At 71.6% G+C, this 14,595-nt stretch carries 12 protein-coding genes and 1 pseudogene; 8 read left to right on the top strand and 5 right to left on the bottom strand.

Going from position 1 to position 14,595, the window contains the following annotated elements:
• Positions 1 to 4 precede the first annotated feature (4 nt).
• Positions 5 to 1,402, bottom strand: a complete 1,398-nt coding sequence (locus ACT1U9_RS24685; protein WP_444534846.1) for a metallopeptidase TldD-related protein — start codon at positions 1,400 to 1,402, stop codon at positions 5 to 7.
• Complete coding sequence (locus ACT1U9_RS24690; protein ID WP_444534847.1) at positions 1,399 to 2,922, bottom strand: TldD/PmbA family protein; 1,524 nt, start codon at positions 2,920 to 2,922, stop codon at positions 1,399 to 1,401. Before ACT1U9_RS24690 ends, ACT1U9_RS24685 begins: the two co-directional genes overlap by 4 nt.
• Positions 2,923 to 3,107: 185 nt before the next feature.
• Here ACT1U9_RS24690 and fabG point away from each other — a divergent pair, with 185 nt between their 5' ends.
• The 3 genes and pseudogenes from fabG to ACT1U9_RS24705 all read left to right on the top strand — a co-directional run.
• Complete coding sequence (fabG, locus tag ACT1U9_RS24695) at positions 3,108 to 3,827, top strand: 3-oxoacyl-[acyl-carrier-protein] reductase (protein ID WP_361431630.1); 720 nt, start codon at positions 3,108 to 3,110, stop codon at positions 3,825 to 3,827.
• Positions 3,828 to 3,831: 4 nt separating this feature from the next.
• The gene (fabI, locus tag ACT1U9_RS24700; protein WP_188274557.1) at positions 3,832 to 4,599 is read left to right on the top strand and encodes an enoyl-ACP reductase FabI; all 768 of its coding nucleotides are present in this window, start codon (positions 3,832 to 3,834) and stop codon (positions 4,597 to 4,599) included.
• Positions 4,600 to 4,744: 145 nt separating this feature from the next.
• Positions 4,745 to 5,095 (top strand): annotated as a pseudogene (locus ACT1U9_RS24705) (hypothetical protein); the annotation flags it as partial.
• Between the two features lie 104 nt (positions 5,096 to 5,199).
• Here the strand turns inward: ACT1U9_RS24705 and ACT1U9_RS24710 are convergent.
• Positions 5,200 to 5,874, bottom strand: coding sequence for a FadR/GntR family transcriptional regulator (locus ACT1U9_RS24710; RefSeq protein WP_444534848.1), 675 nt, complete (start codon positions 5,872 to 5,874; stop codon positions 5,200 to 5,202).
• Positions 5,875 to 5,946: 72 nt separating this feature from the next.
• Here ACT1U9_RS24710 and ACT1U9_RS24715 point away from each other — a divergent pair, with 72 nt between their 5' ends.
• The 4 genes from ACT1U9_RS24715 (at position 5,947) to ACT1U9_RS24730 (ending at position 8,445) form a co-directional block, all read left to right on the top strand.
• A complete protein-coding gene (locus tag ACT1U9_RS24715) occupies positions 5,947 to 7,290 on the top strand; it encodes a CynX/NimT family MFS transporter (RefSeq protein ID WP_444534849.1) in 1,344 nt (447 codons plus the stop codon).
• Positions 7,291 to 7,294: 4 nt separating this feature from the next.
• Complete coding sequence (locus ACT1U9_RS24720; protein WP_262928591.1) at positions 7,295 to 7,411, top strand: SGM_5486 family transporter-associated protein; 117 nt, start codon at positions 7,295 to 7,297, stop codon at positions 7,409 to 7,411.
• Between the two features lie 234 nt (positions 7,412 to 7,645).
• Complete coding sequence (locus ACT1U9_RS24725; RefSeq protein ID WP_444534850.1) at positions 7,646 to 7,849, top strand: hypothetical protein; 204 nt, start codon at positions 7,646 to 7,648, stop codon at positions 7,847 to 7,849.
• A gap of 77 nt (positions 7,850 to 7,926) precedes the next feature.
• Complete coding sequence (locus ACT1U9_RS24730; RefSeq protein ID WP_444534851.1) at positions 7,927 to 8,445, top strand: SixA phosphatase family protein; 519 nt, start codon at positions 7,927 to 7,929, stop codon at positions 8,443 to 8,445.
• Positions 8,446 to 8,550: 105 nt separating this feature from the next.
• On the opposite strand, the gene serB is transcribed toward ACT1U9_RS24730, so the two are convergent.
• Entirely contained in the window at positions 8,551 to 9,840 is a 1,290-nt protein-coding gene (serB, locus tag ACT1U9_RS24735; protein WP_444534852.1) for a phosphoserine phosphatase SerB, read from the bottom strand.
• A 178-nt stretch (positions 9,841 to 10,018) separates the two neighbouring features.
• Positions 10,019 to 11,626, bottom strand: coding sequence for a streptophobe family protein (locus ACT1U9_RS24740; RefSeq protein ID WP_444534853.1), 1,608 nt, complete (start codon positions 11,624 to 11,626; stop codon positions 10,019 to 10,021).
• Between the two features lie 344 nt (positions 11,627 to 11,970).
• Here ACT1U9_RS24740 and ACT1U9_RS24745 point away from each other — a divergent pair, with 344 nt between their 5' ends.
• Positions 11,971 to 14,559 carry an FHA domain-containing protein gene (locus tag ACT1U9_RS24745; protein WP_444534854.1) on the top strand — a complete coding sequence of 863 codons (2,589 nt, stop codon included), beginning with the start codon at positions 11,971 to 11,973 and terminating at the stop codon, positions 14,557 to 14,559.
• Positions 14,560 to 14,595 lie beyond the last annotated feature (36 nt).

Here is a 14,595-nt window from a genome sequence, read left to right on the forward strand (position 1 = left end):
GGGGTCACACGCCCTGGCTGACCGAGCTCATATTGAAGTCCGGTACCCGCAGGGCGGGCATCGCGGTCCGGGTGAACCAGTCACTCCACTCCCTCGGCAGCGTCTTCTCGGTCCGCCCGGCCTCGGTGGCCCGCGACAGCAGGTCCACCGGCGACTCGTTGAACCGGAAGTTGTTGACCGCGCCGACCACCTCGCCGTTCTCGACCAGGTAGACGCCGTCCCGGGTGAGCCCGGTCAGCAGCAGCGTCGCCGGGTCCACCTCGCGGATGTACCAGAGGCAGGTCAGCAGCAGACCGCGCTCGGTGGCGGCGACCATCTCGTCCAGCGAGCGCTCGCCACCGCCGTCCAGGACCAGGTTGCCGATCGAGGGCGTGACGGGCAACCGGGTAAGCCCCGCGCTGTGCCGGGTGGTGATCAGCCGCTCCAGCTTCCCGTCCCGGATCCAGTCGGTGGGGGCCAGCGGCAGACCGTTGTCGAAGACGGAGGCGTCGTCGCCGGAGGCGTGCGCCAGCTGGAACGGCGCGGACTCCAGGCCCGGCTCGTTCGGGTCGCTGCGCAGGGTCAGCGGCAGCGGGGCCAGCGTCTCGCCGAGCCGGGTGCCGCCGCCGGGCTTGGAGAAGACGGTGCGGCCCTCGGCGGCGTCGCGCGCGTTGGACGACCACAGCTGGTAGATCAGCAGGTCGGCGACGGCGGTGGGCGGCAGCAGCGTCTCGTACCGCCCGGCGGGCAGATCGATCCGCCGCTCGGCCCAGCCGAGCCGGACTGCCAGCTCCTCGTCGAGCGCGCCCGGGTCGACGTCCTTGAAGTCCCGTGTGGAACGCCCGGCCCAGGCGGAGCGGGTGCGGTCCGGCGACTTGGCGTTGACTTCGAGCGTGCCGGTCGGCTGGTCGTGGCGCAGCCGCAGGCCCGTCGACGTCCCCAGGTAGGACGTGGTCATCTCGTGGTGCGCGAAGCCGTACAGCTCGCGGCCGCCCGAGCGGGCGCGGGCGAAGGCCTCGCCGAGGGCCGGGGCGAACGCGGCGAAGACCGCCGAGGACGTCTCGGCGGGTGCCTCGGTGAAGTCGGCGGCCACCGGCACCCCGTCGATCAGCGGCTGGGCGTCCTCGGCGGGCCCGGCCCCGCGCGCCGCCGCCTCCGCGGCCCGTACCAGCGGCTCCAGGTCGTCGGCGGTGACGGCGGACCGCGACACCACCCCGGACGCCGTGCCCTCGGCCCCGTCGACGGTCGCGATCACGGTGAGGGTGCGCCCGCGCGTCACGCCGTTGGTGGTCAGCGCGTTTCCGGCCCAGCGCAGATTGGCGGAGGAGTGCTCATCGGCGATGACGACGCACCCGTCGGCGGTGGACAGCGAGAGCGCCCGCTCGACGATCTCGTGCGGCTTGACGGTCGTACGAGAGCTCATCGCCCGGCCTCCTGCGTGGTGTTCAGAATGTTGACGCCCCGGAACAGGGCCGACGGGCAGCCGTGGGAGACCGCTGCCACCTGGCCCGGCTGGGCCTTGCCGCAGTTGAAGGCGCCGCCCAGGACGTACGTCTGCGGGCCGCCGACCTTCTCCATCGAGCCCCAGAAGTCGGTGGTGGTCGCCTGATAGGCGACATCGCGCAACTGCCCTGCCAGTCGGCCGTTTTCGATACGGAAGAACCGCTGGCCGGTGAACTGGAAGTTGTAGCGCTGCATATCGATCGACCACGACCGGTCGCCGACCACATAGATGCCGCGCTCCACGCCCCCGATCAGATCCTCCGTCGAGAGCCCGCCCGGGTCCGGCTGGAGCGAGACGTTGGCCATGCGCTGGACGGGGACATGCCCGGGGGAGTCCGCGAAGGCGCAGCCGTTGGAGCGGCCGAGGCCGGTCAACTTGGCGATGCGGCGGTCGAGTTGGTAGCCGACGAGCGTGCCGTCCTTCACCAGGTCCCAGCTCTGCGCCGCCACCCCCTCGTCGTCGTACCCGATGGTCGCGAGGCCGTGCTCGGCGGTGCGGTCGCCGGTGACGTTCATGATCGAGGAGCCGTACGCCAGCTTGCCCAGCTGGTCGAAGGTGGCGAACGAGGTGCCCGCGTACGCCGCCTCGTAGCCGAGAGCGCGGTCCAGCTCGGTGGCGTGGCCGATCGACTCGTGGATGGTCAGCCACAGGTTCGACGGGTCCACGACCAGGTCGTACGTGCCCGCCTCGACGCTCGGCGCCCGCATCTTCTCGGCCAGCAGCGCGGGGACCTCCTCCAGCTCGGCGTCCCAGTCCCAGCCGGTGCCGGTCAGGTACTCCCAGCCGCGCCCGACCGGCGGAGCGATCGTCCGCATCGAGTCGAACTCGCCCGTCTTGCCGTCCACCGCGACCGCCGTGAGCTGCGGGTGCAGCCGGACGCGCTGCTGGGTGGTGACGGTGCCCGCGGTGTCCGCGTAGAACTTGTTCTCGTGGACGGTGAGCAGCGAGGCGTCCACATGCGCCACCCCGTCCGCCCGCAGCAGCCGCTCGCTCCAGTCGGCGAGCAGCGCGCTCTTCTCCTCGTCCGGTACGGAGAAGGGGTCGATCTCGTACGCGGAGATCCAGGTCTTCTCGGAGTGCACCGGCTCGTCCGCCAGCTCCACGCGCTCCTTCGACCCGGCGGCCGCGATCACCTGCGCCGACAGCTTCGCCATCGCGACGGCCTGCGAGGCGACCTTGGCGGCGGCGTCCATGGTGAGATCGACACCGGAGGCGAACCCCCAGGCGCCGCCGTGCACCACCCGGACCGCGTAACCGAGGTCCGTGGTGTCGGACGACCCGGACGGTTTCGCGTCGCGCAGCCGCCAGGCCGCGCTGCGCACCCGCTCCAGACGGAAGTCGGCGTGGTCGGCGCCGAGCGCACGGGCCCGCGCGAGCGCGGCGTCGGCGAGGGCGCGCAGCGGCAGCGCCGTGAAGGCCGCGTCGAGGGAATGAGGCACGGATGTCTCCTGTCGTGTGAGACCGGTCGCCCCGATCATGTCGCGTTCGCGGGCCGTCTGCCTACGTCTTTCTGTAGGGACCCCACAGCGCATCTTCCACGCCACTGTCACAGGTCGATTCCCCGTACACGTGCAGGTACCGATAGTTTGCGGAAGTACGAAACCGCTATCGAAAGGGTGATCCGTTGAGCCGCTCGGTTCTCGTCACCGGAGGAAACCGGGGCATCGGCCTCGCCATCGCCCGCGCTTTCGCCGAATCCGGCGACAAGGTCGCGATCACGTACCGCACCGGCGAGCCGCCGGCGGCCCTCGCCGAGCTCGGCTGCCTGGCCGTCAAGTGCGACATCACCGACGCCGAGCAGGTGGAGCAGGCCTACAAGCAGATCGAGGAGGCCCACGGGCCCGTCGAGGTGCTCGTCGCCAACGCCGGCGTCACCAAGGACCAGCTCCTCATGCGCATGTCCGAGGAGGACTTCACGTCCGTCCTCGACACCAACCTCACCGGCACCTTCCGGGTCGTCAAGCGCGCCAACCGCGGCATGCTGCGCGCCAAGAAGGGCCGTGTCGTCCTGATCTCGTCCGTCGTCGGTCTGATGGGCTCGCCCGGCCAGGCCAACTACGCGGCCTCCAAGGCCGGTCTCGTCGGGTTCGCCCGCTCCCTCGCGCGCGAGCTGGGCTCCCGCAACATCACTTTCAACGTCGTCGCACCCGGTTTCGTCGACACCGACATGACCAAGGTGCTCACCGACGAGCAGCGCACCTCGATCATCTCCGGGGTGCCGCTGGGCCGCTACGCGCAGCCCGAGGAGATCGCCGCCGCGGTCCGCTTCCTCGCCTCGGACGACGCCTCGTACATCACTGGTGCCGTCATCCCGGTTGACGGCGGATTGGGCATGGGTCACTGATCACATGAGCGGAATTCTCGACGGCAAGCGCATCCTGATCACGGGTGTGCTGATGGAGTCGTCCATCGCCTTCCACGCCGCCAAGCTGGCTCAGGAGCAGGGCGCCGAGGTCATCCTGACCGCGTTCCCGCGCCCCACCCTGACCGAGCGCATCGCCAAGAAGCTCCCCAAGCCCGCCAAGGTCATCGAGCTCGACGTGACCAACCAGGAGCACCTGGACCGGCTCGCGGGCCTGGTCAAGGAGGAGCTCGGCAGCCTCGACGGCGTCGTCCACTCCATTGGCTTCGCCCCGCAGGACGCCCTCGGCGGCAACTTCCTGAACACCCCCTTCGAGTCGGTCGCGACCGCGATGCACGTCTCGGCGTTCTCGCTGAAGTCGCTGGTCATGGCCTGCCGCCCGCTGATGAGCTCCGGCGGCGCGGTCGTCGGTCTGACCTTCGACGCGCAGTTCGCCTGGCCGCAGTACGACTGGATGGGCCCGGCCAAGGCCGCCCTGGAGGCGACCTCGCGCTACCTCGCCCGTGACCTGGGCAAGGAGGGCATCCGCTGCAACCTGGTCTCGGCGGGCCCGATCGGCTCCATGGCCGCGAAGTCCATCCCGGGCTTCTCGGACCTGGCGGCGGTGTGGGACACGCGCTCCCCGCTGGACTGGAACATGGCCGACCCCGAGCCGACCGGCCGCGCCATCGTGGCCCTGCTCTCGGACTGGTTCCCGAAGACGACGGGCGAGATCGTCCACGTCGACGGCGGCGTGCACATGATCGGTGCCTGATCCTCCGACGCGCTGACGACGGCCGTCCTCCTCCGCTGTATGCGGACGGAGGGCGGCCGTCGTGCGTGTCCGGCTACTTCCCCGCAGACTGATCGAAGCGGACATGTCGGGCATCCGGTCGGGGAGGAGGTGGGCAGTGCGGCCCTTGCGGACAGCGCAGCGCCGAGCCGTCGCCGTCGTGGCGCTCCTTGCCGCGATCCCGGCCTCTTTCGCACTTCCGACGGTCGTACGGGCCGCCACCGCCCCCGACGAGCCCGCGCAGGCGGCGCCGCCCGAGCCCTTCGGGGCCGACTGCCGCACCTCGGTCCTGGGCTCGCACGTCATCGCGTACTGCCACAACCCGTATCCCGACACCGACCGGGTGCGACTGCACACCCAGTGCGTGCGCTGGTGGGACATCGCGGCGGACGCGGCGCCGGTCGCGGTCGCCCCGGCGCAGACCGTGCGGCTCACGGACCGCTGCTGGAAAGAGGTACGAGCCGTGTGGGTCACCCACGAGAAGCACAATCCCAAGGCGACCGGCACCCTGACGCCCCGGCCCCGGCGGGCCCCCGTCGTGATCGAGGAGCCCGAGCTCGCGGAGGACTGAGGAAACGCGCCCTAGAGGCGCTGGTTCAGGCAGAAGAACGCGTGGCCCGCCGCCTCCGTCGCCGCCGTGTCCGCGTCGCCCGCCCGGATCGCCTCGACCAGGCGCGCGTGGTCCATGTGGTTCTCCGGCCGCAGCTCCCGGCCGACGTCGTCGCGCAGCCAGTCGCGCAGGAGGTCGCCGAGGTCGGCGTACAGCTCGGTCAGTACGTCGTTGTGCGAGGCCGCCACGATCGCCAGGTGCAGGGTGGCGTCGGCGGCGACGAACGCCTCCGCGTCGCCCGACGCCCAGGCCTCCTCGCGCCGCGCGAGCGCCGCGTCCAGCTGGGCCAGATCGCGCGGGGTGCGCCGCTCGGCGGCCAGCCGGGCCGCCGACGACTCCAGGGTGGAGCGCAGCTCGGCCACATGGCGGGGGTCGGCGGTGGCGAACCGCCGGTGCATCACGCCCGCCAGCTCGCTGGTCGCGACGACATACGTGCCGGAGCCCTGCCGGATGTCGAGCAGCCCGTTGTGCGCGAGCGCGCGGACCGCCTCGCGGACCGTGTTGCGCGCGACCCCCAGCTGTTCGACCAGCTCGGGCTCGGTGGGGATGCGCGATCCCACCGGCCACTCGCCCGAGGTGATCTGGTTGCGCAGCTGCGCGATCACCTGGTCGGCGAGGGGAGAGCGCCGCGGAGAGCTCAGCGTCATGCCGCTCCTTGTGTTCGGTGGCCGTCCCAAGCGATTGGACAACCAATCATCCCATGATTCTATGATGGCGTCATGGCCGACGACGAGACCCGCACCCTGAGCCCCGCGCCGGGCACCATGACCGACGCCTCCATTGAAGCCCCCACGGGCGCGAACCCGGACGGCACGGGCACGCGTACGGATGGCCTCGGCGCGCGTACGGACGGCCGGGCGGCGTGGACCACGCGGCTCGTGCTCGTCGGCCTCGTGCTCGCCGCGATCAACCTCCGCCCGGCCATCACCAGCCTCGGCGCGCTCTTCGAGGAGGTGCGCGACGGGCTGCACATGAACGGCAGCGTCGCCGGTGTCCTCACCTCCGTGCCGCCGCTCTGCTTCGCCGTCTTCGGCATCATGGCGCCGCGCCTGGCCCGCCGCTTCGGCCCCGCCGTGGTCGTCTGCGCGGGCATGGTCGCGATAGCCGCCGGTCTGCTGCTCCGCCCGTTCGCGGGCGGCACCCCCGGCTTCCTCGCCGCCAGCGCGCTCGCCCTGATGGGCATCGCGGTCAGCAACGTCCTGATGCCGGTGATCGTCAAGCGGTATTTCCCGGACCGGGTCGGCCAGATGACCGGCCTGTACTCGATGGCTCTCGCCCTCGGCACCGCGCTCGCCGCCGCCGCGACCGTGCCCATGACCGATGTCCTGGGCGGCAGTTGGCGTACCGGCCTGAGCGTGTGGGCGCTGCTCGCCGTCGTCGCCGTACTGCCGTGGCTGCTGCTCGTACGCGACCGGTCGGGGCGCCAGGACCGGCAGACGGCCGCGCGGGCGCAGGCCGAGGAGGAGCCCGCCTTCAAGATCACCCGCAGCCGTACCGCCTGGGCGCTCGCCTGCTTCTTCGGCCTCCAGGCCACCGCCGCGTACATCACGATGGGCTGGATGCCGCAGATCTTCCGGGACGCCGGGGTGTCGGCCGGGACCGCGGGCGTCCTGCTGGCGGTGACGATGGTGATGGGTGTGCCGCTGGCGTTCGTCATCCCGCGCGTCGCCACCCGGATGCGGAACCAGGGCCCGATCGTCGCCGTCCTCGGCGCCTGCGGACTCGCCGGTTACGCGGGCCTCTACTTCGCCCCGGCCGCCGGCGCCTGGGCCTGGGCGCTGCTGCTCGGCATCTCCAACTGCGCCTTCCCGCTGGCCCTCACGATGATCGGCATGCGCTCGCGGACCGGTACGGGCGTGGTCCGCCTCTCCGCCTTCGCGCAGTCCACCGGCTACCTCATCTCGATCCCCGGCCCCACCCTCGTCGGCGCCCTCTACGACCGGACCGGCGGCTGGGGCCTGCCGATCGCGCTGATGGCGGGCCTGATGGTGCCGCAGATCGTGGTCGGGTCGCTGGCAGGCCGGGACCGGACGGTGGAGGACGAAGCGGGAATGCGAGACTGAGCGCATGCCTGTGCTCGAACCGAATCCCCAGAACGGTCAGAAGAAGCTGCTCATCGTGCTCGGCGCGATGCTGGCGATCACGGCGGTCATCGCCGTCATCGCCACCCTCGCCTCACCCTGACCCCCGCCCCCCTGGTTGCCCCACCCCTCCCGAGCAGCCCCGTCACGCCCTTCGCCGCCCTTCTGACCTGGGGCGACGCGGCCGATGGTGGTGCTGGCCCCCCTGACCCCTAGGGGGGAAAGCCCCGGGGTAAGTGGGTGGGTCACCGGATGGGCGGACGATGCCGTGATCCGTAGGTTCGACGTACGTCAGCGACCCGACGTACGTCACCTTTTCGGATTTACGGAGGCGGCCATGCCGGCCACGAACAACCGGTCCACCCACCCGGCCACCGCCGACGCCGACTTCAGGCTGCCGTGGTGGGCGGTGGCGCTGCCGACGGTCGCGTTCGTCGTCCTGCTCGTGCTCATCACGGGCTCGCACGAGGCCGACGCCGACTCCGGCGCCCCCGCTCTCAGCCACCTCGTGGACCGCATCCAGCACACCCTGTCCCGCTGAACGCCCTTGTCAACCCGGGCGGGAGAGCTCCCCGACACCCTGCGCCCGATGGCGTGATTCATGCGAAGCTGGGGGGCATGAGCGTCGACACACCCCGCAGGATCGTCCTCCTCCGGCACGCCAAAGCCGACTGGCCCCAGGTGTCCGACCACGACCGGCCGCTCGCCGACCGCGGCCGTACGGACGCCACCGTGGCCGGGCGCCGGCTCGCGGACACCGAGATCGAATTCGATCTGACTCTCTGTTCGACCGCGGTCCGGACCCGCGAGACCTGGAAACTGGCCGTGCACGAACTGCCGCACCGCCCCCGGACCGTGTACGAGGAGCGGCTGTACGAGGCCTCGCTCGGCGAGCTGCTCGCCCTCCTCAACGAGACCCCGGACGATGTGAACGACCTGCTTCTGGTCGGCCACAACCCCGGGATGCACGCGCTCGCGGACGCGCTGGCGGGCGGCTCCCAGGGCGATGTGCTGCCGAGGATGAACCGGAGCGGCTTCCCGACCGCCGCCTACGCGGTCGTCGCGTTCACCGGCTCGTGGAAGTCGGTCGAGCACGGCGTCGGCACCCTGACGGACTTCTGGGCGCCGCACGACTGAGAGCAGGCGGGGGTCCAAAGACAGGCCCTCAGGTCGCGCCCGTGTCACGCGGTACGACAGAAGGCCCTGGCGCGCACGCTGCCGGGGCCTTCTGCCGTGCGCGCGTCAGTGGGGCTCGTCAACGAGCCCGTCGGCGGTCTCGACCTCCTCGCGGGTGATCCCGAGGAGATAGAGGACGGCGTCCAGGAACGGCACGTTCACGGCGGTGTGGGCGGCCCGGCGGACCACCGGCTTGGCGTTGAACGCGACACCGAGACCGGCCGCGTTGAGCATGTCGAGATCGTTGGCGCCGTCGCCGATCGCCACCGTCTGGTCGAGCGGTACGCCCGCCTCGGCCGCGAACTCGCGCAGCAGCCGGGCCTTCCCGGCCCGGTCGACGACCGCGCCGGTGACGCGTCCGGTGAGCTTGCCGTCGACGATCTCCAGGGTGTTGGCGGAGGCGAAGTCGAGGCCGAGCCGTTCGCGCAGATCATCGGTGACCTGGGTGAACCCGCCCGAGACGACGCCCACTTGGTAGCCGAGCCGCTTGAGCGTACGGATCAGGGTGCGCGCGCCCGGAGTGAGCCGCACCTCGGCGCGGACCTTGTCCACGACGGAGGCGTCGAGCCCGGCGAGCAGCGCCACACGCGCGTGCAGCGACTGCTCGAAGTCGAGCTCGCCGCGCATCGCCTGGGCGGTGACCTCGGCGACCTTGTCCTCGCAGCCGGCGTGCGCGGCGAAGAGCTCGATGACCTCGTCCTGGATGAGCGTGGAGTCCACGTCCATCACGACGAGCCGCTGGGCGCGGCGGTGCAGTCCGGCCGAGACGACGGCCACATCGACGCCGAGGGCCGCGGCCTCGACGGCGAGCGCGGTGCGCAGGGGCCCGGTCTCGGCGCCGGAGACGGCGAACTCGACCGCCGTGACGGGGTACTTGGCGAGCCGGAAGATACGGTCGATGTTGCCGCCGGTGGCGGTGATCCGGGCCGCTATGGCCGCCGTGGACTCGGCGGTGAGCGGGTGCCCGAGCACGGTGACGTGCGAACGCCCGCTGCCGCGCGGCCGGTTGTCGCCGATGCCGGAGATGATCTCGGCCTGGAGCTTCAGCGAATCCGCCCAGCTGTGCACGGTGGCCCGCAGCTCGCCCGCCGTGCTCACGGTCGGCTCGGTGACGAGCGCGCACAGGGTGATACGGCCACGGGTGACGACCTGCTCGATGTCGACGACGTCGACGGAGTAGGCGGCGAGCGTGTCGAAGAGCCCGGCGGTGATCCCGGGCCGGTCCTTGCCGAAGATCTTGACGAGGAGGGTGGGGACGTCGGCGCCGGCCGAGGGGGCGGGGGTGTCCGCGCCTGCCGCACCGAGGGGCGCGTCAGGGTTCTGACCAGCGGGGCGAGGGGGCTGTGATGCGCTCATGGTGATCCCACCGTATAGGCCCGGCGCGCGCCCCCGACGGCCTGTCCCGCCCACCGGACAGCGTGTCACCGCCCGGCGGCGAATCGACAGCGGACCGCTACCTGGTGGTCACTTCGAGGTGACCTCACGGTCGCCCAGCGCGGCTCCGAGCCCCTCGGCGGGCCCGGCCGCCGGGTGGTCACCCCTGCCTCCCCGCCCCCGGCGGTGGTGCGGGAGGCGGTGGTTTCTCCTGCGGCTTCGGCGGACGCTGCCGGGGCCGGGCGCGCTGCGGCGGGGGAGTCAGCGGTCCCGCCACCGTCGGCTGCCCGTGCACCCCCTGCTCGGGCGCGCGCAGATACGGATTGGTCTCGTCGTGCGAGGGCCGGTACACCGGCGACGGGGTGTAGGGGCCGGGCCGCCGGTACACCTCGTCCGCACTCGGTCCCGCGGCGGCCGGGACCGGCTCGGCGGCGAGCCCGGCCACCCGTCGCCCCGCCGCCCCCACCGTGTACGCGAGCAGCGCCCCGGCCCCGCCCGCGGCCGCGCCCCACGCCGCGCCCAGCACCACGGCGAGCCCCGCGCTCCCGTGCAGCGCGATGTCCGCGCCGAACGCGTCGAAGCCGAGCACGGACAGCGAGGCGTCGGCCGAGACACCCGTCAGCCACACGAGCAGCGGCAGCGCGAGCGCCGTCACCGCGGCGAGCGCCAGCGCACACCGTCCTGCGAACGCCCCCGCCGAGAGTCCCCGCACCGGCGTACGCGATGCCGCGAGCACCCCCGCGTACAGCATCATCACGCCCAGCGCGACCGCCAGCAGATAGACGCGGCCGTCCAGTTCGGCCAGGCGGCTCAGGCTCACCCGCTGGTCGGCCTTGACGCCGAGCAGTTTGTTGAGCGGGTCGGGCAGCACCTTCAGCAGGGCGCCGCTCGCGTGTCCGCTCCAGGGGACGAGCAGGCCGAGGGGGATCGCCAGCCACACCCCGTTCGGCGCGCCGAGCAGCGCGGCGCCCGCGATCCGCTTGGGGTGGTCGTCGCCGATGAGGGCGTACGCGGCCGCCGCGAGGCCCGCGAGCACCGCCACCAGGAGCACCGCGGCCAGCGCGGACGCGGCCGGCCGTACGGTCCGGTGCGCCCACTCCCAGCCGCGCGGCAGCGGGGTGCGCCGGGAGGCGAGGAGCGCGATCAGCACCACGCCGAGCACCCAGAGCACCGCTCCCGCCAGCGAGTGCGCGGTGTTCACGGTGAACCCGACCTGCGCCTTGGCGTCGGCGAGCTTGCCGAGTCGGCCCGGCAGCAGCCCGCCGATGTCCCCGAGGTCGCCGAGCCCGGGGATGGACACCCCGCCGGTCCCCGGCACCTTCGCCTTGTCGAGCCCGAGCGCGCCGCCGTCGAAGGTGATGAGGTCGTGCCCGGCCCAGGCGAGCCCGGCCACCACCCCGACGAACAGCACCGTCACCCCGCCGACCCGCGCGGCCAGTTCGGCTCCGGGCAGCGGTGCGCCCGCCGCCCGCAACGAGCGCAGGAAGAAGAAGGCGAGCAGCAGCGCGCCCGCGAGCGAGACCCCCAGTGGCGTGATGTCGACGGCCGTGCGTGCCTCGGCGCCGGTCAGCCCGAACGCCGAGACGTCCCCGGACGGGGTGACCGAACCGCCCGCGCCGAGCACCACCACGGCGGCGGTCATCGGACCCAACGCCCCCGCCGCGTCCGCGCCCAGCAGATGCAGCCCGAGGGCCGCCACGCCCGCCATGCCGACCAGCGCCCAGCTGACCGAGGCGACCGACGCGAGCAGCACATCGCCCCAGGGCAAGCGCCCGGAAGTCCCACGGGCCTCTTTCGCACCGGGGGCGGCGAGCGCTCCGGAATCCCTCTTCGCGCCCCTGTCGCCCATGCTCATCAGGCCCCCCGGGATTTGCTCCAACTTGCCCCATTCGCGCATGATCCGTACGCAGTCATGGGTGGTTCCTACTGTCCGGGGGCGTTTCTCCCAAGTCAACGGCGCGTTCGGGCACGGCTGTTGCGGTACTGCTACACGTCTGTGCACGTAATTCACAAGGGCCGGGTTTCGGATACGAGCCTGGGCCTGAAATAGTTCCCCCCGATGTTCGCCATCCCTAGACTCCTCGTATCGGGGGATTGCTCGGGGGACAACAAGTGGGGCATGGAGTGCCGGAACTCGTACTGGAATTGAATGGCAGGACCTGGACGCTCGACGCGTCCCGGTCGTACACCCTCGGACGTGATCCGCAGGGCGACCTGGTCGTCGACGACGCCAGGGTCTCGTGGCGGCACGCCACGATCAGCTGGGGCGGCCGGAGTTGGGTCATCGAGGACCACGGCAGCACCAACGGCACCTATGTGCAGGGCCAGCGGATCCATCAGATGGAGATCGGGCCCGGCTCCTCGGTGCACCTGGGCAACGCTACGGACGGCCCGCGGCTGAATCTCACCGGTGCAGCGGCGGCCGCGGCCGCCGCGCCCGCCGGTGCCGGCGCGTACGCGCAGCCCGCCGCCGCGGCCCAGCAGGCGCCGCAGCAGGCTCCGCCGCAGCAGCAGCCCCAGCACGGCGGCCAGGGCTGGGCGCCTCAGCAGCCCCAGCAGGCGGCTCAGCAGCAGGCACCCCAGCAGGTTCCGCAGCAGGCCTGGCAGCAGCAGGCCCCGGCCCCGCAGCCGCCGCACGTCCCGCAGCAGCAGGGCCCCGGCCAGGGCGCGGGCGCGCCGCCGGTCTACGGCGACCGCAGCCCCACCACGTTCCACCAGATGGCGCTCGGCCGGGTGATGCGCATCGGCCGTGCGCTGGAGAACGAGCTGGTGGTCTCCGACCTCCAGGTCTCGCGCCACCACGCCGAGTTCCACGCCACCCCCGACGGCCGGATGGAGATCCGCGACCTCGGGTCCCACAACGGCACGTACGTCAACGGTATGCCGGTCGCCAAGGGCGGCACCGCGGTGCTCGGCCCCAACGACATCGTCGGCGTCGGCCACTCGACGTTCCGTATCGTCGGCGACCGCCTTGAGGAGTTCGTCGACACCGGTGACGTCTCCTTCTCCGCCCGCCACCTCACGGTGACGGTCGACGGCGGCAAGGACATCCTCAAGGACGTCTCCTTCGGCGTCCCCGAGAAGTCGCTCATCGCGGTCATCGGCCCCTCCGGCTCCGGCAAGTCCACCCTGCTCAAGGCGCTCACCGGCTACCGGCCCGCCAACCAGGGCGACGTCCTCTACGACAACCGGAACCTGTACAAGCAGTTCGCCGAGCTGCGCCAGCGCATCGGTCTGGTCCCGCAGGACGACATCCTGCACAAGGAGCTGACCGTCAAGAAGGCGCTGAAGTACGCGGCCAAGCTGCGCTTCCCCGCCGACACCAGCGAGGCCGAGCGCAACCAGCGGATCGACGAGGTCCTGGGCGAGCTCAAGCTGGACATCCACAAGGAGAAGAAGGTCACCTCCCTCTCCGGTGGCCAGCGCAAGCGCGTCTCGGTCGCCTTGGAGCTGCTGACCAAGCCGTCGCTGATCTTCCTGGACGAGCCGACCTCCGGCCTCGACCCGGGCATGGACCGCGACGTCATGCAGCTGCTGCGCGGGCTCGCCGACGACGGCCGCACGGTCCTCGTCGTCACCCACTCGGTGGCGGAGCTGGCGATCTGCGACAAGCTCCTGGTGATGGCGCCGGGCGGCTCGGTCGCGTACTTCGGTCCGCCCGAGGAAGCGCTCAACTTCTTCGGCTACGGCACCTGGGCCGATGTCTTCTCCGCCTTCGAGAACTACCGCGACTACGACTGGGCGGGCCGCTGGAAGGGCTCGCAGCACTACCAGATGTACGCCGCGGACATCGACGCCGTCGCCGCCCAGTCGGTGCAGATGCCGTCGCCGAACCAGATCCGCCCGCCCAAGCCGCAGGGCTGGGGCTCCCAGCTGTGGACGCTGATGCGGCGGTACTCGTCGGTCATCGCCTCCGACAAGGGCTTCATGGGCCTGATGGTCATCCTGCCCGCCGTCCTCGGCGCGGTCAGCGTGGTCATCCCCGCGAAGTTCGGCCTCGGCGCGCCGACCCCGCCCTTCAGGTTCAACAGCGACGCCGGCACGATCATGCTGATCCTCGCGGTCGGCATGTGCTTCTCCGGCGCGGCCAACTCCGTACGAGAACTGATCAAGGAACGGGTCATCTACGAACGGGAACGGGCCACCGGTCTGTCCCGCTCGGCGTACCTGATGTCCAAGGTCATCGTGCTCGGCGTGATCACCGCCATCCAGGGCGTCATCATCTGCGGCATCGGCTTCTCCACCCGGGACCTCCCCAAGGAGGGCCTGATCATGCCGCCGGCCGTCGAGATCTGCCTGGTGGTCATCGCGCTCGGCTTCACCTCGATGATGTTCGGCCTGGTCATCTCCTCGCTGGTGAAGACCGCCGAGAAGACCATGCCGCTGCTCGTCATGTTCGCGATCGTGCAGGTCGTGTTCACCGGCATCCTCTTCAAGGTCTTCGGCTCGATCGGCCTGGAGCAGGTCGCCTGGCTGATGCCGTCGCGCTGGGCCATCGCGGGCGCGGGTACGACCCTGGACCTCGCGCACCTGATGCCGCCGTGGGACCAGAACCACCCCACCGACCTGGACCCGCTGTGGAAGCACTCGGCGAGCCAGTGGGGGATCAACATCACCGTGCTGATCGTCCTCGGCATCATCTGCGGCTTCGTGGTCGCGCGCCTGCTGCGCCGCCATGAGCCGGAGGTCATGCGGAAGTAATCACCGCACCCATACGGCGAGAGGGGGGCACCCCAC

Origin of the sequence: Streptomyces sp. BR1 (genome assembly GCF_052373795.1) — a bacterium.
Lineage (GTDB): Bacteria > Actinomycetota > Actinomycetes > Streptomycetales > Streptomycetaceae > Streptomyces.

Excerpts from the sequence above, each read along its gene's own strand:
- ACT1U9_RS24715 (WP_444534849.1), top strand. The coding sequence starts at position 5,947 with ATGGCCGACGACGAGACCCGCACCCTGAGCCCCGCGCCGGGCACCATG.
- ACT1U9_RS24710 (WP_444534848.1), bottom strand. The coding sequence starts at position 5,874 with ATGACGCTGAGCTCTCCGCGGCGCTCTCCCCTCGCCGACCAGGTGATC.
- fabI (WP_188274557.1), top strand. The coding sequence starts at position 3,832 with ATGAGCGGAATTCTCGACGGCAAGCGCATCCTGATCACGGGTGTGCTG.
- ACT1U9_RS24685 (WP_444534846.1), bottom strand. The coding sequence starts at position 1,402 with ATGAGCTCTCGTACGACCGTCAAGCCGCACGAGATCGTCGAGCGGGCG.
- ACT1U9_RS24730 (WP_444534851.1), top strand. The coding sequence starts at position 7,927 with ATGAGCGTCGACACACCCCGCAGGATCGTCCTCCTCCGGCACGCCAAA.
- ACT1U9_RS24725 (WP_444534850.1), top strand. The coding sequence starts at position 7,646 with ATGCCGGCCACGAACAACCGGTCCACCCACCCGGCCACCGCCGACGCC.
- serB (WP_444534852.1), bottom strand. The coding sequence starts at position 9,840 with ATGAGCGCATCACAGCCCCCTCGCCCCGCTGGTCAGAACCCTGACGCG.
- ACT1U9_RS24720 (WP_262928591.1), top strand. The coding sequence starts at position 7,295 with ATGCCTGTGCTCGAACCGAATCCCCAGAACGGTCAGAAGAAGCTGCTC.